The sequence below is a fragment of the Bradyrhizobium sp. SZCCHNR1053 genome, from assembly GCF_032381235.1.
In the GTDB taxonomy this organism is placed as follows: Bacteria; Pseudomonadota; Alphaproteobacteria; order Rhizobiales; family Xanthobacteraceae; genus Bradyrhizobium.
In genome coordinates this window covers 1-16814 of sequence record NZ_JAUHJM010000002.1, presented here as the reverse complement: position 1 = coordinate 16814, position 16814 = coordinate 1, and the positions used below count along the sequence as shown (strand labels likewise).

At 67.7% G+C, this 16814-nt stretch carries 17 protein-coding genes and 1 riboswitch; of the genes, 4 read left to right on the top strand and 13 right to left on the bottom strand.

The window, feature by feature from the left end; translation table 11 throughout:
- Positions 1-261 precede the first annotated feature (261 nt).
- The 5 genes from QX051_RS05025 to QX051_RS05005 all read right to left on the bottom strand — a co-directional run bounded on the left by QX051_RS05025 (position 262) and on the right by QX051_RS05005 (position 5137).
- A complete protein-coding gene (locus QX051_RS05025) occupies positions 262-2493 on the bottom strand; it encodes a tetratricopeptide repeat protein (RefSeq protein WP_315775331.1) in 2232 nt (743 codons plus the stop codon).
- Between the two features lie 265 nt (positions 2494-2758).
- Positions 2759-3532 carry a hypothetical protein gene (locus tag QX051_RS05020; protein ID WP_315775329.1) on the bottom strand — a complete coding sequence of 258 codons (774 nt, stop codon included), beginning with the start codon at positions 3530-3532 and terminating at the stop codon, positions 2759-2761.
- A gap of 110 nt (positions 3533-3642) precedes the next feature.
- Complete coding sequence (locus tag QX051_RS05015) at positions 3643-3936, bottom strand: DUF1330 domain-containing protein (RefSeq protein ID WP_315775328.1); 294 nt, start codon at positions 3934-3936, stop codon at positions 3643-3645.
- A gap of 192 nt (positions 3937-4128) precedes the next feature.
- Positions 4129-4341 carry a 4-oxalocrotonate tautomerase family protein gene (locus QX051_RS05010; protein WP_315734040.1) on the bottom strand — a complete coding sequence of 71 codons (213 nt, stop codon included), beginning with the start codon at positions 4339-4341 and terminating at the stop codon, positions 4129-4131.
- Between the two features lie 55 nt (positions 4342-4396).
- Positions 4397-5137, bottom strand: coding sequence for an SDR family oxidoreductase (locus QX051_RS05005; RefSeq protein WP_315734038.1), 741 nt, complete (start codon positions 5135-5137; stop codon positions 4397-4399).
- Positions 5138-5240: 103 nt separating this feature from the next.
- On the opposite strand from QX051_RS05005, the gene QX051_RS05000 reads away from it, so the two are divergent.
- A complete protein-coding gene (locus QX051_RS05000) occupies positions 5241-6134 on the top strand; it encodes a LysR family transcriptional regulator (RefSeq protein WP_315775326.1) in 894 nt (297 codons plus the stop codon).
- A gap of 30 nt (positions 6135-6164) precedes the next feature.
- Here the strand turns inward: QX051_RS05000 and QX051_RS04995 are convergent, their stop codons facing one another.
- The 6 genes from QX051_RS04995 to QX051_RS04970 form a co-directional block, all read right to left on the bottom strand.
- Complete coding sequence (locus QX051_RS04995) at positions 6165-6461, bottom strand: copper-binding protein (RefSeq protein ID WP_315734032.1); 297 nt, start codon at positions 6459-6461, stop codon at positions 6165-6167.
- 95 nt (positions 6462-6556) lie between these two features.
- Positions 6557-7015, bottom strand: coding sequence for a cupredoxin family protein (locus QX051_RS04990; protein WP_315734030.1), 459 nt, complete (start codon positions 7013-7015; stop codon positions 6557-6559).
- 47 nt (positions 7016-7062) lie between these two features.
- Complete coding sequence (locus QX051_RS04985; RefSeq protein ID WP_315775325.1) at positions 7063-8397, bottom strand: copper oxidase; 1335 nt, start codon at positions 8395-8397, stop codon at positions 7063-7065.
- Between the two features lie 13 nt (positions 8398-8410).
- Positions 8411-9823, bottom strand: a complete 1413-nt coding sequence (locus QX051_RS04980) for a TolC family protein (protein WP_315775324.1) — start codon at positions 9821-9823, stop codon at positions 8411-8413.
- 10 nt (positions 9824-9833) lie between these two features.
- Entirely contained in the window at positions 9834-10124 is a 291-nt protein-coding gene (locus QX051_RS04975; protein WP_315775323.1) for a hypothetical protein, read from the bottom strand.
- A gap of 72 nt (positions 10125-10196) precedes the next feature.
- Complete coding sequence (locus QX051_RS04970) at positions 10197-10664, bottom strand: hypothetical protein (protein ID WP_315775322.1); 468 nt, start codon at positions 10662-10664, stop codon at positions 10197-10199.
- A 171-nt stretch (positions 10665-10835) separates the two neighbouring features.
- Between QX051_RS04970 and QX051_RS04965 the strand changes: the two genes are divergently transcribed.
- Positions 10836-12074, top strand: a complete 1239-nt coding sequence (locus tag QX051_RS04965) for an MFS transporter (RefSeq protein ID WP_315775321.1) — start codon at positions 10836-10838, stop codon at positions 12072-12074.
- 310 nt (positions 12075-12384) lie between these two features.
- Positions 12385-13707: a TAXI family TRAP transporter solute-binding subunit gene (locus QX051_RS04960; RefSeq protein WP_315775320.1), complete on the top strand. Its 1323-nt coding sequence runs from the start codon at positions 12385-12387 to the stop codon at positions 13705-13707.
- A gap of 19 nt (positions 13708-13726) precedes the next feature.
- Here QX051_RS04960 and proC read toward each other — a convergent pair whose 3' ends face one another.
- Together proC and QX051_RS04950 are read right to left on the bottom strand one after the other, a co-directional pair.
- Positions 13727-14554: a pyrroline-5-carboxylate reductase gene (proC, locus tag QX051_RS04955; RefSeq protein WP_315775319.1), complete on the bottom strand. Its 828-nt coding sequence runs from the start codon at positions 14552-14554 to the stop codon at positions 13727-13729.
- 163 nt (positions 14555-14717) lie between these two features.
- Positions 14718-15218: a YbjN domain-containing protein gene (locus QX051_RS04950; RefSeq protein ID WP_315771836.1), complete on the bottom strand. Its 501-nt coding sequence runs from the start codon at positions 15216-15218 to the stop codon at positions 14718-14720.
- Between the two features lie 393 nt (positions 15219-15611).
- Positions 15612-15808, top strand: a riboswitch (FMN riboswitch).
- Between the two features lie 77 nt (positions 15809-15885).
- Between QX051_RS04950 and QX051_RS04945 the strand changes: the two genes are divergently transcribed.
- Positions 15886-16491, top strand: a complete 606-nt coding sequence (locus QX051_RS04945; protein ID WP_315771838.1) for a 6,7-dimethyl-8-ribityllumazine synthase — start codon at positions 15886-15888, stop codon at positions 16489-16491.
- Positions 16492-16814 lie beyond the last annotated feature (323 nt).

Sequence of the window (16814 nt, the reverse complement as noted above, 5' to 3'; positions counted from 1 at the left end):
GCGAAGCGCATCCTCGCCACCAAAAAGCCATAGGCTTGATTGCGCCTTGGTCTGGACGGAGAAACGCCGCGATATCAGTCCGAGAGTCGTCGCCTCATCGCACGCGGCCACAATGGCTCGCTGGAAACCGGTGCAGCTTGCGGTTGCAGGGAGCGGTCGAAGCCGGACCGTCGTGAGCGCGGCTCGTGCGCACGCGGGACGTTCTTGCGATCGGGCCTCTAGGCCTGCTGCGAGATGCTGACCTCGGCGATGCCGGCGCGATCAGGCGCCGGCCTTGCTTGCCTTGGCGCAATGGTCGCGCCAGAACTGCCGATAGCCGGCCTCCACGCAGCGCGTGTAGTTGGCGACGTCGCCGGCCGGCGAGCGCGCGACCATGCCGGGCAGCTCGGGCCGCAGCTTCGCCAGCAGCTCGGGCTGCGCGGCAAAGTTCTTGGCGATCCGGATATAGCCGTCATCATCGCCGGCGACCCAGTCGGCGAGGCCGGCCGCGGTCAGGATGCCGCCGGCGGCGCGCGAGGCCGCGCCGGCGCCGAGCTTGGCGACGACCGGCACGCCCATGTAGAGCGATTCGAACGTCGAGATGCCGCCGTTCTGCGGGAATGGATCGAGCGAGATGTCGATGCGCTCGTAGGACTTGAGATGCTCGACGCGCTCGCTGGCGCCGAGGCAGAGGATGCGCGCCTCGGGCACGCCCTGCGCAACGAAGCGGGCGAGCAGCCCGTCGCGCACCGCGGGATCGTTGAGCGCGAGATGCTTGACGACGAGCTTCGCGTCGGGGAGCTCGGTGAGCAGCCGCGCCCACAGCGCGATCGCCGCGTCGGAGATCTTGTCGATGCGGTTGTAGACGCCGAAGGTGACGTGGCCGTTGGTGAGCATCGGCAGCGGTGCCGGCGGAACGTCGAGCACCGGATCGATCGTGATCACCGACGGCAGGTCGTGGACGTGCTCGGCGAACAGCGGCCGGACGCTCTCGGGCACCGTGACCGGATCGGCGAAGAAGTAGTCCATGGTGGCAAGGCCCGTGCCGGTGCCGCTGCCCCAGGCCGTGACCTGGATCGGCGCCGGCTTGCGCGCGAATACCGGCATGCGCGTGCCCGTGGTGTAGCCGGAGAGGTCGACCAGGATGTCGACGCCATCAGCCTGGATGCGGTCGGCCAGCTCGTCGTCGGACAGGCTCGAGGCCTCGACCCAGACGTCGGCAATCGACTGGAACGTCGCGGTGTAGGAATCGTGCCGCGGCGAGGTCGAGTAGCAGTTGACCTGGACCTGCGTCTTGTCGTGGCCGCGCAGCACCGGCAGGAAGGCGAAGGCCGCCGAATGCATGCGGAAGTCGGCCGAGACATAGCCGACGACGATGCGCCTGTCGGGATCGAGCGAGCGCGGCGCAAGCTTGCGGCGCGGGAATCTCGAGCCGACCGCCATCCACCAATACTGCCGCGCCGCCTGCTGGACCGCGAAGTCGGCGCCGGGCAGGAAGTCGAGATAGAAGATCTTCTTGGTGATCGCCTCGTCGTAGTCCGGCTGCACCGCGAGCGCCTGGTCGAACTGGGCGATGGCGCCTGCGACGTCGCCGAGCCGGCCGCGGCAGGCGCCGAGCAGGGTGAGCGCGACCTGCGCCTTCGGATTGGTGTCGAGCACGCGCTTGCAGGCGGCCATCGCCTGCGCGACGTTGCCGTTGAGGATGCAGATCTGCGCCTTGCCCTGCCATCCCAATTGCAGATGGGGATCGAGCGTCACGGCGGCGTCGAAATCGGCTTCGGCTTCCGCCGTGCGTCCCGAGATCATGTAGAGCCGGCCGCGATGCGCCCGCAGCTCGGCATGGGACGGGCGTGCGGCCAGCGCCGCATTGAAGGTCGCTTCCGCCAGCTCGAAATGGTGCAGCTCGAGATGCGCGAGACCCTTGTTGACCGTGGCCTCGAAATGGTTCGGGTTGAAGGCCAGCGCGCGCTCGGCGCTGGCGGCAGCGGCGTCCCAGCGCCGCAGCATCAGCTCGGCGACGCTGCGATTGCACCAGGCATCGACGTCGTCGGGCTTGAGCTCGAGGGCCCGCGTCGCGGCCGCGAGCGAGGCCTCACCCTGTCCGAGCCGCAGCAGCGCGATCGCGAGGTTGCGCAAGGTGATCGGCGCATTCGGGCGCAGCGCCAGCGATCGCTCCAGCGCGGCGCGCGCCTCCTCGTAGCGCTCGCAATTGATCAGCGCCCAGCCGAGATTGGACTGCGCGTCGGCGGAATTCGGCTCCATCGCGACGGCCTGCGCCAGGAAGGCGGTGGCCTCGGCGAAGCGTGCCGACGACACCAGGGACACGCCGAGCAGATGCATGGCATCGAAGCAGCCGGGGACCTCCTGCAGCAGCTTCGCGCACAGCGCCTGCGTCTCCGCCTGGCGTCCGGCCTGGAAGGCCTTGAACGCCACGGCCAACCGCCCCTCGACGAGCTTCTTCTGCTTCTTTTCCTGTCGTGCCTTCTGGAAGGCGCGCGAACCGACGGTGCTCAAGGACTTGGGTCTCCGGACAGACAGGACGGCATGGCGTCGGACGCCGCAGCGATGCGCTGCGGCCGGCAACCGGGGCGCCGCCATGCCCGGCGGCAGCAAAGCCCAGGATGTCCTGTGGTCGTCCGGTCGCCGGCCACGCGCAGCGCGGCGCGGCAAAGCTTGCCCGCGTCATGGTTAGCAAATGGTTAACGGGATGACGGAGGGAGCTTGTTGTGTCCGCGAATGCGCAGGGACGCGATGGAAATGGTCGACAGGCACCAGCAGCTCAGCGGCTGCCCAACGAGCCTGGGGCTGGACTCGCTCGGGGCGGTGAAGCCTGTGGCGCCGGCACCGAGCCCATGCTGATCTCGCCATTGGGGCGTTTGAGCTGCCAGCCCAGCGCCGTGCGCGTCAGATCGGTCGATGCCTCCTTGCGGGTATCGTCTGATGCCTGCAGGCGCGCGCGATTGTCGCCGATCCACGTGTCGATCTCGTATTGCTCGAGGCCCTCCGGCTTGTAGCTCCACTCCAGTTTGGGGCTGTCGCCGTATGAAAACATGCCGATGCGATAGTCTATGCCGCAATTGTCGTCGCGCGGATCGATGGTGATGAAGCGCTTGCCGTTCGGCGACAGGAAGGGGCCGCTGCCGATGTTGAGTTCGGCCCCGGTGCGCCGGTTGACCAGCATGACGTAGGAGCACTCATAGGGCATGACCAGCACGATGTAGTGCCGGCCGCCGACGTGGCCGACAAGCCGGTAGCTGATGCAGGCGGCTTCAGGCCCCTCGGGCTCGCACTCCTTGGCGTCGGTGATGACCTTGGTCTTGCCGTTGGTGAGCGCCAGCGTCAGCTTGCGGCCGTCACGCCGGGCGATGGCCGGCTGCTCCTTCAGACAGGCGCTCTCCTCCGGCGCTCCGTTTCGGATCTCGAGCGGCTGGCACAGCGTGCGCACGTCGAAGAAGCCAGCGCCCGCGATCGCGGCACGGGGCATGAACGTAGGCAGTGCGGCGGTTACGCCGAGCCCCAGCACAGCGAGCGTCCGAAAAGAAGCAAGTTGCATCTGAGATATTTGGTGCACGCGGTGGCTGGTCTCGCCCTGCGACGGAGGAGCCATCCGTTGCACGCGCTCTCATATGGATCAAGTGCGAGGGGCAGGCGTGCAATGCGCGTTCACTCCGCGCACCCGTCGACCAGCACCAGCCGACTCGTCGTGGTGCGGTGCCGGATGGCGAACAGGTGCTGGATCTCGGGATCACCGAGGAAGTCGGTGGCGTTCTGGCGCGACGGGAATTCCAGGATCACGATGCGCTCTGGCATCCAGCCGCCTTCGACCGCCGTGGGCACCGCGCCCTGGACGATGTAGCGGCCGCCATGCCTCGCGATGAAGGCGGGGATCGCATCGATATAGGCCTTGAACGAGGCGTGGTCGTGAATGGCGAGATCGAGGACGAGATAGGCCTTCATGGCGGGCTCCGCGCGACGCGGTGGATCATACGATCGGAACATCGGCGCAGCCATAAGCGGCCGACAGATCGGTGCGCGTTCCGTCGACGTGCGCTTCCGATGCATTCGCGGGGGAGGGCGGATGATACTGCTGCTCATCCGCCCATGCCTGCCCGTTCGGCGACCGTTGCGCGAGCGGCCGCGGCCCGCGGCTCACGTCGTCGCGCGATAGGCTTGCGGGATCACGAACACCTCGTCGGCGCGGCCGTAGCCGCCGTCGGGCACCTCTTCGATCAGCACCATCGTGTGCGGTCGCGCGGCCTCGCTGAAATAGTCGACGAACATCGCGGTCACGCGATGCACGATCTCCTCCTTCTGCGCCTTGGTCAGCGCGGCCTGCGGCACCTTGATGTTGGCGAACGGCATGGGAACTCCTTTGGTGTTGGGCCGGCATCGGCCGGCGGGTGACAGCAGCGCGGCGTCAGATCACGCCGCCATTGACGCGCACAACCTGGCCGTTGACCCAGCCGGCCTCCGGGCTCGTCAGGAAGGCCACGACATCGGCAATCTCGCGCGGCTGTCCGAACCGGCCGAACGGGTTCGCTGCGGCCATCGCGCGCAGCTGCTCGTCGGTCTTGCCGTTGAGGAACATCTCGGTCTCGGTGGGGCCGGGCGCCACCGCGTTGACCGTGATGCTCCGCCGCGCCAGCTCCTTGGCGAGCACATGCGTCATGGCTTCCACCGCGGCCTTGGTGGCGGCGTAGGCGCCGTAGCGCGGCTGATACAGCCCGACCACGCTGGACGAGAAATTGACGATGCGGCCGCCGTCGCGGAGCCGCCGCGCCGCCTCGCGCAGGGTTCGGAACACGCCCGCGACATTCACCTCGAACTGGCGCGCGACATCTGCGTCGCTCAGCTCCGCGAAGGCGCCGAGCGCCATCGTGCCGGCATTATTGACCAGGATGTCGACGCCGCCGAAGGCCTGCTCGGCGGCATCAAACAGCGCCGCCGCGCTGGCGGGATCGGCAACGTCGGCCTGCACGGCGCGCGCGCGGCCGCCGGTCGCCTCGATCTGTTGCACCATGTGCGCCGCGGCCTGCTCGGCCCGGGCATAGTTGATGACGACCGCGACGCCATCAGCGGCGAGGCGTTCGGCGATGGCCGCGCCGATCCCGCGCGAGCCGCCGGTGATGATCGCGACCTGGGATGAAGAATTGGGCATGGTCAGTCTCCCTCTTTTCAATGCGAGCGAACATAGCTGATCGCCTCGTCCGTATAATCGGCCTTGGCTTGACATCAGATGTCGGCCTGGGCGAACAATCGCTATGGATCGCCTGGATGCCATGCGTCTGTTCATTCGCGTCGTCGAGCGCCGCAGCTTCACCGCCGCGGCCGCCGATCTCGGCCTGCCGCGCTCGACGGCGAGCGAGGTGCTGAAGGAGCTCGAGGCGCGGCTCGGCATCCGGCTGATCGAGCGCACCACGCGCCACGTCACCCCGACATTGGATGGCGAGGAGTACTACCGGCGCTGCGTCGGCATCCTCGCCGACATCGAGGAGGCCGAGACTGCACTGCGCGACTCGCGCCCGCGTGGCCTGCTGCGCATCGACGCGCACCCGCTGCTGACGCGGACGTTCGTGCTGCCGCATCTGCCCGCGTTTCTCGCCGCGCATCCGCAGCTCGATCTGCGCATCGGCCAGGGCGACCGCCTGGTCGATCTCGTGCGTGAGGGTGTCGATTGCGTGATCCGCTCCGGCGAGCCGGAGGCGAGCGGCATGATCCAGAGCCGACTCGGCACGATCGAGGAGATCACCGTCGCCAGCCCGACCTATCTGCGCGAGCACGGAACGCCGGCTGGACCTGATGATCTCGACGGCCACCGCATGGTCGGCTTCATCTCGTCGCGTACCGGCGAGGTGCTGCCGCTCGAATTCACCTGCGGCGGCACGCTGCGCCATCTGGTTCTGCCGAGCCGGGTCACGGTCAACAATTCCGACACGATGATGGACCTCGCCCGGCTCGGCCTCGGCCTGGTGCAGGCGCCGCGCTATCGCTTCGCGTCGGATCTGGCGGATGGCAGTCTGGTCGAGATCCTCGCCGACACGCCGCCATCACCGACGCCGCTGCACGCGCTGTATCCGCAGAACCGGCAGATGACGCTGCGGCTGCGCGTGTTCCTCGACTGGATCACGGCGATATTCGCCCGGGCGAGGCTGTAGCGGTTGGGCAAAGCAGCCGGATGCCTGTTGCTACTTGCCCTTCTCGATCTTCGTCACCGTGTAGCCGGAGGCGTCCTCGACCGCCTCGAACTTCACCTTGTCGCCGGCCTTGAGGCCCTTCAGCAGCGCGGCGTCCTTGACGCGGTAGACCATGGTCATGGCCTCGTCCATGCCAAGACTCTTGGCCGGGCCGTGGTGGAGCGTGATCTTGGCGTTAGCCTCATCGACCTTCTTGACGTCGCCGCTGATCGCCTCGGCGGCGAGGGCAGGGGTCGCGAGAGCGAGAACCAACGCGGCGGCGGTCGTGAGCTGAGAGAACGTCTTCATGATGTGTTTCCTTCTACTGGTGAACTCATGGCGAGGCATAGGGCGGATGACGCGGCGATGATCCGCCCTACGCGTTGTCAAGACGGCTTCATCCGTCACTTCACGGCCACGTGGCCGGTCATGCCGAACTCGCGATGATCTGGGATCAGGCAGGAATATTCGAACGTGCCGGGCTTGGTGAAGCGCCACAGCAACTCGGCGGTCTTGTTCGGCGCGAGCCGGGCGCCGTTGGGCTCGTCGTGCTCCATATGCGGGTGCTTCTTCATGACCGCGGCGTGCTTCAGGTTCTCGGCCTTGGTGGCGAGCAGGAACTCGTGATCCTCCTTGCCGGCGTTGCGCAGCACGAAGCGGATCTGCTCGCCGCGCTTGACCTCGATGCGCGCCGGCGTGAACTCCATCTCGCTCAGGAGCACCTCGATGGTGCGTGACGGCTGTTTGGGATCGCCCGGCTCGCCGGCGGAATAGCCGCGCGATCCGTGCTGCTCATGGCCACGGGCCGGTGCGACGATCAGAGCGGCCGCCGCCACTGCGCTGATCGCGAATGCAGTCTTCATGGAGATCTCCTGATGGTGGTCGTCGGTTGATGCGGTGCTTGGTGAATTCAGCGCTGGGTGCGGACCTGCGTCGGTGGGCCGTCGCTTCGCCGCACCGGCTCCGGTGCGCTTGCGACCTCATAGGCCACGCTGCCCTGCGGGAACTGATAAGGGCCGGGATCGCGGTAGTCGTCGCGGGCGAGGCCCTCGCGCACCTTCACGGTCGTGAACATGCCGCCCATCTCGATCGGCCCGAACTGGCCGCTGCCGGTCATCATCGGCAGGGTGTTGTCGGGCGCCGGCATCTCCATGCTGCCCATCGCCATGCCGGTGTGCCCCATCACCATGCCGTCGGGTGCGAGCTTGCCGACGGCGGCGGCCAGCTCCTTGCGCGGCACGCCGACCAGGTTGCGCATGTCGTGGCCCATCGCATTCATCGTGTGATGCGACTTGTGGCAGTGGAACGCCCAGTCGCCGGGATTGTCGGCGGTGAAGTCGAGCACGCGCACCGCGCCGACCGGCACGTCGGTCGTGGTCTCCGGGAATTGTGCCGTTTCGGGAAGCCAGCCGCCATCGGTGCCGATCACCTTGAACTTGTGGCCGTGGAGGTGGATCGGATGGTTGGTCATGGTGAGATTGCCGATGCGGATGCGGACGCGATCGCCGAGCCGCACCGGCAGGGGATCGATGCCGGGAAACACCCGCGCGTTCCAGGTCCACATGTTGAAGTCGGTCATCTCGGTGACCTTCGGCAGGTAGCTGCCGGGCTCGATGCGATAGGTCGACATCACGAACACGAAGTCGCGGTCGACCGGCGGCGGCTGCGGCCCGCGCGGATGCACGACGATCATGCCCATCATGCCCATCGCCATCTGCACCATCTCGTCGGCATGCGGGTGATACATGAAGGTGCCGGCGTGCCTCATCTCGAACTCGTAGACGAAGGTCTTGCCCGGCTTGATGTGCGGCTGCGTCAGGCCGCCGACGCCGTCCATGCCGCAGGGCAGGATCACGCCGTGCCAGTGGACGGTGGTGTATTCCGGCAGCCTGTTGGTGACGAAGATCCTGACCTTGTCGCCCTCGACCGCCTCGATGGTCGGGCCCGGCGACTGACCGTTGTAGCCCCACAGATGCGTGGTCATGCCGGGCGCGAACTCGCGGGTGACCGGCTCGGCGACGAGATGGAATTCCTTCCAGTCGCCGTTCATGCGGAACGGCAGCGACCAGCCGTTGAGCGTGACCACCGGCTGATAGTCCGGGCCGGCGCTGGGATGCAGCGGGGGCTGCATCGCCGCCTTGTCCATCACCGGCGCTTCGGGAATGGCGCCGGCCTGCACCCGGCCGGAGACGGCGGAGGCGCCGGCCAGCGCCGCGGAGCCGAGCAGTGTGCGGCGTGAAAACATGCGTGCTCTCCTGTCAGTCGTTGCTTGGCGCGAGCGCGCTCGCGGTCTGCGGTGCGCTGTCCTCGCTGCTCGCGACTCCGCCATTGACCGCAGCCGACAGCTCGGCCTCGGCGAGGAAGAAGTCTCTGACGGCGTCGATCGCGGCGCGGCGTGACGCCAGGCGCTGCCGCGCCTCGAGCAGCAGCGCGAAGATGTCGACCTGCATGCTGGAATAGCGCAGCTGCATCTCCTCGCTGATGATCCGGCGCAGCGGCAGCACCTCGCGGGCGTAGTGGCCGGCGATGTCGAAGGCCGCGCGGTAGCTGCGATAGGCGTCGCGCGCCTCGGAGCGGACGGTGACGGCGCGCTCGGTGAGGCGGTTGAAGGCGATGTTGTAGGTCTCGGCGGCCTGCCGCACGCGGACCTCGCCGCCGTCGAAGATCGGGATCTGGAACTGCACGTCGTAACCGCGTTCGCGGATGACGCGGCCGTCGGGCTCGACGGTCTTGCGATCGAGGCCGGCGAGATCGAGCAGGGTGACGAAGCGCGTCGCCTCGCTGAGCTGCAGCGATGTGGCGAGCGCCGTGAGCTCGAGGCGGGCGATCTGCAGATCGATGCGATGGCCGACGGCATCGGCCTCGACGAAGGGCTGGCTCAGCGGGCGGCGCGGCAGTGCCGGCAGCCGGTCGGGCAGGCGGAAATTCAGATCGTCGCCCCACAGGCCCATCAGCCGGATCAGCCGCTCGCGGGCGCTTCCTGCGGCACGGCGGGCGGTGGCGAGCTCGGCCGTGGTCTCGGCATAGAACACCTGCTCGCGCGCCTGGTCGAGCCGGTTGAGCGCGCCGGTCTCGCCGAGCTTCGAGGCGAGCTTCGCGGTCGCCTCCGCGGCCGATTGCGCCTCGACCAGCAGGGCCACCAGCTCGTTGGCGGCGACGGCGCGCACATGCGCGCGGCGCACCTCCGCGGCGAGCCGCAACGTCGCCAGCGCGGCCTTCAACTGGGCCTGGCGAAACCGCTCGCGCGCGATCTCCGAGCGCAGCGGCAAGGTGGCGAGCGCCAGGATGTCGCCGGCGACCTGGCGCTCGGCCTCCAGCGCGCCGTCGCCGCTGATGCGCATCAGGGAGAAGGTCGGGTTCGGCGGCAGGCTGGCCTCGACCATGTCCGCCTCGCTGAGCGCGAGCGCGTTGTAGGCCGCCTGCAGGCCCTTGTTGTTGAACAGCGCGACCTGCACGGCGGCATCGGCCGACAAGGGCCGGGCGAGCAGGCGGCGCGTTGCAGCGCGGACGCGTTCGGCGTCGTCATTGCCTCTCACGGAGGCGACCTCCTTGCCGGTGGTGTGGCCGGTGATGTCCGCGACGGCGCTCATGCCGCCGTCTGGCGAGAACGAGGCACAGCCTGCGAGCGCAAGTGCTGCGGCGAGCGCCGCGAGCCTGATGATCCCCTGCATGTGGCGCTCCTTAGCGGCTCGGCTCAGGGCGCGGTGCTCCGGGGTCGGTGCGCTGGCCCCAGGCGGCCGGCGCGACCGGGCGCAGCGGCGTGTAGGGCCCGACGATCCCCGACATGCGCACGGGCGCAACGTTCGCCGCCGGATCGGCCGGATCAGCCCCGGCCAATGCGATCGTGCGCGGCTGGCAGGCGCCGAGGCTCGCCGCGGCAAGCAGCGTCAATGCGCAAGCGGCAACGGAGAATGGCAGGCTGCGCCGTGCCGGAGATGCGGCAGCGGGCGTCGCCTTGGATTGCGACAACATGAGGTATCCTTGGTCTGTCGATGAATCGCGAGCAGCCGCGCGCGACACGCGCACGAAGCCGGCGTCGTTCGCTCAGACCAGGACGATGGGGGGCCGATACAGGCGCGGCGGCGTGCGACCGGGCAGGCCTTCGTCGCGCGGGGTCACGCTGGTGGCGGCGAACGAAGCGGGAAGGGTGACCGCCGGCAGCGCGGCAGCGAGGCCCACCGCGCACATCATGGCGCAACAGGGGCCCGGCATCTTGCTGTGATCGTGGTGCGACGGCGCGGGAGCTGGCGCGTGCATCCCAGCGTCTGCAACAGGGTGATCATGATGATGGGCGTGCGCGGTCTCTACCTGCGGCATCGCCGCCAAGATCATCTCGTGATGCGCCGCGTCATGATGAGTGGCCGCAACGGCAACGACGGTCTCGTCGAAGCAGGGCGCCGCCCCATCGCCCAGCGCGAGCGCCACGCCCGGGCTGAGCACGCAGACGAGGTAAGCGAGGACGAGCAGCCGTCCCGCCACCATCAGCATCTTCCGTGTCAGTCCCAACGACATGCGCGCCCAAATCACTCCGATCCGCCGCGCAACCTAATGATAAAGCGCGGCGCCGCCAAGAGGGCCGGACCGTGATCGTGCAGATCCCTCCTGTTGCGCTGCTTCTGCATGCCCAATGCCGCAGCAATGTGGCTTGACCTGATGCGGTGCGGCAACGAAGTTGCGGACATCGTGCACGGACCCAATACAAGATTCGAGGAAGCGCCTCATTTCATTCCGGACTCGCGCCAGGCCTGGGCGCGGCTGGCGCTTGCGCTCGTCATCGGTTCCATCGGCGGCGCCGGGATGTGGACCGTCGTCGTCGTTCTGCCGGTCGTGCAGGCCGAGTTCGCCGCCAGCCGCGGCGCGGTCTCGCTGGCCTATACGCTGACGATGTTCGGCTTCGGCCTCGGCGGCGTCGTCGTCGGCCGCATCACCGACCGCTTCGGCATCGTCACCGCGATGGCCCTCAGCATCACCTGCACCGCGGCCGCCTATCTGCTCGCCGGCGCGTCGGTGACGCTGTGGCAGTTTCAGGCGGTGTATTTCTTGATCGGGATCGGTTCGTCCGTCACCTTCGCGCCGCTGATGGCCGAGGCGTCGCACTGGTTCGTGCGCTATCGCGGCCTCGCCGTCACCATCGTCGCCTCGGGCAACTACGTCGCCGGCACGGTGTGGCCGCCGCTGGTGAACTGGGGCGTGCAGCAGATCGGCTGGCGCGCCAGCCATGTCGCGCTCGGTGTCTTCTGCGCGGTGACGATGAGCGCGCTGCTCCTGGTGCTGCGCGCGCGCATGGACGGTGCCGGCGCGCAGGACCATGCCGGCGCGGCGCCGCCGCAACTGGAGCTGCCGATCTCCACCAACGCGCTGACCGTGCTGCTCAGCATCGCCGCGATCGCCTGCTGCGTGGCGATGGCGATGCCGCAGGTGCACATCGTCGCCTATTGCGGCGATCTCGGCTATGGCGTCGCTGTCGGCGCGCGGATGCTGTCCTTGATGATGGCGCTCGGCATCGTCAGCCGGATCGGCTCCGGCTTTCTCGCCGACCGTGTCGGCGGCATGCGGACGTTGCTGATCGGCTCGCTGGCGCAGGGTTTTGCGCTTCTGTTCTATCTGTTCTTCGATGGCTTGACGTCGCTCTATTTGATCTCGGGCATGTTCGGCCTGTTCCAGGGCGGCATCGTGCCGAGCTATGCGATCATCGTGCGTGAGGCGATGCCGGCACGCGAGGCCGCCACCCGGGTCGGCATCATCATCTTCGCCTCGGTGTTCGGCATGTCGTTCGGCGGCTGGGTCTCGGGCGTCATCTTCGACGCCACGGGGTCCTATTCGGCGGCCTTCGCCAACGGCATCGCGTGGAATGGCCTGAACCTGGCCATCGTCGTGACGCTGCTGATCCTGGCACGACGGCAACACCGGCTGGCGGCCTGAAACAAGAGGCGTTGCATCGGAGCCACAGCCGGAGTCCAATATCCGGTTTATATGCACGTCGTCATACAAAATCCCGGCGCCCGCCGCAAATTCATCGAATCATCTCACCCAACTGTGGAACTCGATCGGAGCCGATCGTGGCCATTTGGCCTCGTGCGTGCTCCGCATCGCGAGGTTGGTTGTCGCGAGGTCTCAGCCGAGGCCGCGGTCGCCCGTCGCATGCCTGACGCAGGCAGGCCTCGAGGTGAATGCTCCGGACCGGTCGAGAACGCTGCGGCGGCATCGCGATGGTGCAGGAGGCCGTTGCGCTATGTCCATCGTCACGAAGGCAGCTTCGCAAGTCGCGCTTGCCGCGCTCGCAGCCGGACTCATGCTGAGTCAGGTGTCTGCGCAGGCGTGGCCGCAGTTGCAACAATCGCCGCAACCTTCACAGCCGCCGCGCCCCGCGGCGACCCGCTCGGTGATCGTGCCGGTGGCGCCGGCTCCGTCCAAGCCCAACGCCGCCATTGCTCCGGCGCCGCCACGTCCCGCCGGCCTGCCGGCGTCGCTGTCGCCCGCGCCCGGCAGCGGGCCGGACGTATGGCGGCTGCCCAACCCGACCGACGTCAACGACGGCACCGTCACCATCATCACCGCGCCGGCCGGCGGCGCCACCTCCGTGTTCGGCTCGGACATGGCGCGCGTGCTCGATGATCAGACCAACGTCCGCGTGCTGCCGGTGCTCGGCAAGGGACCGGTGCGCAACGTCTCCGACATTCTGTTTCTGAAGAGCATCGACATGGGCGCGGTCGCAGCCGACGTGCCCGAATTCTACCGCCTGCAATACGGCATCCCCGACATCACCTCGCAGCTCCGCTACATCGCGCGGCTCTATCACAACGAGATCCATGTCATCGCGCGCTCCTCGATCCGCTCGATCTTCGACCTCAACGGCAAGCGCATCATCGCGCCGACCGATGTCGGCTTCTATTCCGCGCGCGTGATCTTCAACCGGCTCGGCCTGACGGCGTCGTTCGACTATGCGACCGATGATGCCAGATCGATCCAGAAGCTGATCGATGGCGACGCCGACGCCTACATCGTCTCCACCGGAAAGGTGTTCCAGCTCGCCCGCAGCATCAGGAACGACAACCGCGCGCTGCACCTGGTGACGATCCCCTACGACCGCCGGCTGCAGGACCTCTATCTGCCCACGACGTTGTCCTCGGAGGAATATCCGAACCTGCTCAACCCCGGCGAGACGATCGAGACGGTGGCGATCGGCATGCTGCTCGTCAGCTACAATTGGCCGGAGAATACCGAGCGCTATCGCAAGGTGGCGCGCTTCGTCGAGGCGTTCTTCGCCAACTACGACGAGTTCATGAAGCCGCCCCGGCATCCCAAATGGCGGGAGTCGAGCATCGTCGCCGCCATTCCGAACTGGAAGCGGTTCAAGGCGGCGGACGAGTGGCTGCTGGCGCGCAACATGGTGCCGCGGCCGCAGGTTGCCGACGTGCGCCAGACCCAGTTCGAGAGCTTCGTGCGCCAGAGCGGGGGACAGCTGTCCAACGATCCGGCTGAGCGCAGCTCCCTGTTCCGCCAGTTCCTGCAATGGCGCCAGCAGCATGGCGGGCCGCCGACGCCGTCGCGCTGAGCTGTCAGCTCGTTGTTGTCTACTTCGCGAGCTCTTTCGAGCGCGCCGTGGCCGCGGCGACCGCCCTGGTCAGCAGCGGCTGGAAGCCGTCGGCTCCCATCAGCACCGACAGCGCCGCAGCGGTAGTGCCGCCCGGCGAGGTGACGTTCTGGCGCAGCGTGGCGGACGGCAGGTCCGATTGGCGCAGCAATTCGCCGGCGCCCGACACGGTGTCGCGCGCGAGCTTCGTCGCCAGGGACTCGGGCAGGCCGGCGGCGACGCCGGCGCGGGCGAGCTCCTCGGCGAGCAGAAATACGTAGGCAGGACCCGAGCCGGACACCGCGGTCACCGCGTCCATCAGCGCCTCCTCGTCGACCCATTCCACCGCGCCGGTGGCGCGCAGCAGCGCGTCGGTCAGCGCCCGTTGCGCGGCGCTGACGTTGGCGGCGGGCACGGCCACAGTGATGCCGCGGCCGATCGCGGCGGGCGTGTTCGGCATCGCGCGCACGACCGCGCCGCCGATCGTTTGCTGCAGGCCGGCGATCGTCGTCCCCGCCATGATCGACAGCACCAGCGTCGCGTCGCCGACCCACGGCTTCAAGGCGGGGCCGGCGTCCGGGAACATCTGCGGCTTGACGGCGACGATGACGACCTCGGCCGGCGCAGCCGCCGTCGGATTGAGGCGGACGCCCCTGGCCACCAGCGCCGTGATCTCCGCCGATGGCATCGGCTCGATCACCACCAGGCGCGCAGGATCGAGCCCGCCGGCCAGCCACCCGGTCAGCATCGCGCCGCCCATCTTGCCGGCGCCGGCCAGCACGATGGTGCCGGTGAGCTGATGAAGCAGGTTGTTGTCCGCTGATGTCACGACGCACTCCGCTGTCGTCCCTGCGAAAGCAGGGACCCATAACCACCGGCGGTTCTAGTGGAGCAGGGGCAGAGCGACAAGCGTCGCGCGCCAGACGGACATCACGCGGTATGGGTCCCTGCGTGCGCAGGGACGACACCGCGTGTGAGGAAGCGGCGGCGGCTTACGCCTCGCCGTCGGTATCGAACAGCGCGGCCGCCATGGCCTCCTGGGTCGACTTGCCGGCCCAGACCACGAACTGGAAGGCCGGGAAATAGCGCTCGCAGGCGTGGATGGCGCCGGCCAGCATGCTCTCGCATTGCAGTCCCGACGCGGTGATCCCGCCGGGCAGCACCAGGGCCTGGCGGTGCATCACCATGCCGGTGTGGGTCCAGATGTCGAAATGGCCGAGCCAGAGCTGCTCGTTGATCGCGGCGATCAGCCGCTGCACCTCGGCGCGGCGCGCTTCCGGAATCTTCATGTCGAAGGCGCAGGCCAGATGCAGGGCCTCGATCTCCGCCATCCAGGTGAAAGAGAGCTGATAGTCGGTCCACTGGCCCTTGGAGGCAATCGTGATCTCGTCCTCGCCGGAGCGCTCGAACATCCAGTTGTTGTCGGCCGCAATGGTCTCGACCACGCTCAGCGGGTGGTCGGTGGAATCGATAGTGCTTTCGAGCAGGGACATGCCGTCTCGACCTCGTCTTCTTGATCTCGTTGGTACATACGCGGCGACCCGGCCCACGCCCTCTCGGCGCTTCGAGACCCGGCTTGCAGTCCCAGAGGTACCCCGGGCGTGCGAGGACAAACTGATGTGATTTGCGGAATCTGCGCAACGGGGGGGCGAGTCCGTCCACAGCCAAACACCGCTTCGTCCACAACTCCTGTCCGGCCTGTGGAATCATGGCCGAATGAGAACAAAACGGAATCGGATTCGCCGCAACCGCCCCGTCCGAGCCGATTTGGCCGCGGGAACGGCCGCGAGCGGTTGCATGGCCGCCCGTCGTGGACCGCGGGCGTGAGGCCTTGCCGCAGCCGCCGACCGCCTGCATAGTTCGTTCAGGCCGTCCATCCGGGCGGCCGATGTTCTCAGGGCGGGGCGAAATTCCCCACCGGCGGTAAGCGTTTCTCGGTCGAGCGCGCGAGCCCGCGAGCGCCTTCTCGGCAAGGCACGGTCTGGAGAATTCTGTTCTCCGGAACGCGTCGCGCAGAGAAGGGTCAGCAGATTCGGTGCGACTCCGAAGCCGACGGTCACAGTCCGGATGAAAGAGAACGGGTCCCGGCACCCCGCGCAATCCAGCGTGGGGGCGTCGTTGTTCCGTGTGCCCTGATTCTGGTCTCTGACGAGGACAACCATGAATCAGATGTTGCAAGACGCGCCTACTGATACGCCCACCGACACCATCACCGCAGGAACGTCGCCGCCGGCGGATACGCCGGTCGCGTCACCGCCCGACGAGTCGCCACCGGCGCCGTCGCATCCGCGCTTCAGCAAGCCGCAGCGCGTCGCCTTCGTGCAATCGGCCTGGCATCGCGACGTCGTCGCCGAATGCCGTCTGGCCTTCCTCGACGAGATCGAGGCGCGCCACATCCCGCGCGATCGTGTCGACATCTTCGAGGTGCCAGGCTCGTTCGAGATCCCGCTGCATGCGCAGCTCCTGGCCAAGACGCGGCGCTACACCGCCATCGTCGCGGCGGGCCTCGTCGTCGACGGCGGCATCTACCGCCACGAGTTCGTCGCCGACACCGTCATCAAGGCGCTGATGGACGTGCAATTGCGCACCGAGGTGCCGGTATTCTCCGCGGTGCTGACGCCGCAGCAATTCCACGAGACGCAGGCGCATTTCGAGTTCTTCCGCAAGCATTTTGCGACCAAGGGCATCGAGGTGGCGACCGCCTGCGCCGAGACGCTGCTGAGCCTGGAGCGGCTGCGGGGGCAGGTGGCCGCGGGGATCATCTGAGGCGGTGATGTCGTGTGGCTGGCTTCAGGCTAGCCACGCACCCGCTATCGAAACGCCGGGATCGAGATCTCACGGCAACGGCAGTGAGCTCCCCTCCCCCTTGCGGGGAGGGGTTGGGGGTGGGGGTCTCCGGGCGCCGAACTTCGTCATGTGCATCTTCGGTTTTACCGAACAAGACGAATGCGATGGCGTGTGTCATCGCCGTCATCCTCTCGAATGCGAGTGATCATCATCGAGAGCACGACTCGTGACCGACCGGGTTGATCCCTGACATTTTGGACCGGGCTGATCCCTGACACTATTCGATCACTGCTGTGTTGTCT

Coding starts and splice junctions, on each gene's coding strand:
- QX051_RS05020 (WP_315775329.1), bottom strand. CDS start 3,532: ATGCAACTTGCTTCTTTTCGGACGCTCGCTGTGCTGGGGCTCGGCGTA.
- QX051_RS05015 (WP_315775328.1), bottom strand. CDS start 3,936: ATGAAGGCCTATCTCGTCCTCGATCTCGCCATTCACGACCACGCCTCG.
- QX051_RS05010 (WP_315734040.1), bottom strand. CDS start 4,341: ATGCCGTTCGCCAACATCAAGGTGCCGCAGGCCGCGCTGACCAAGGCG.
- QX051_RS05005 (WP_315734038.1), bottom strand. CDS start 5,137: ATGCCCAATTCTTCATCCCAGGTCGCGATCATCACCGGCGGCTCGCGC.
- QX051_RS05000 (WP_315775326.1), top strand. CDS start 5,241: ATGGATCGCCTGGATGCCATGCGTCTGTTCATTCGCGTCGTCGAGCGC.
- QX051_RS04995 (WP_315734032.1), bottom strand. CDS start 6,461: ATGAAGACGTTCTCTCAGCTCACGACCGCCGCCGCGTTGGTTCTCGCT.
- QX051_RS04990 (WP_315734030.1), bottom strand. CDS start 7,015: ATGAAGACTGCATTCGCGATCAGCGCAGTGGCGGCGGCCGCTCTGATC.
- QX051_RS04985 (WP_315775325.1), bottom strand. CDS start 8,397: ATGTTTTCACGCCGCACACTGCTCGGCTCCGCGGCGCTGGCCGGCGCC.
- QX051_RS04980 (WP_315775324.1), bottom strand. CDS start 9,823: ATGCAGGGGATCATCAGGCTCGCGGCGCTCGCCGCAGCACTTGCGCTC.
- QX051_RS04975 (WP_315775323.1), bottom strand. CDS start 10,124: ATGTTGTCGCAATCCAAGGCGACGCCCGCTGCCGCATCTCCGGCACGG.
- QX051_RS04970 (WP_315775322.1), bottom strand. CDS start 10,664: ATGTCGTTGGGACTGACACGGAAGATGCTGATGGTGGCGGGACGGCTG.
- QX051_RS04960 (WP_315775320.1), top strand. CDS start 12,385: ATGTCCATCGTCACGAAGGCAGCTTCGCAAGTCGCGCTTGCCGCGCTC.
- QX051_RS04950 (WP_315771836.1), bottom strand. CDS start 15,218: ATGTCCCTGCTCGAAAGCACTATCGATTCCACCGACCACCCGCTGAGC.
- QX051_RS04945 (WP_315771838.1), top strand. CDS start 15,886: ATGAATCAGATGTTGCAAGACGCGCCTACTGATACGCCCACCGACACC.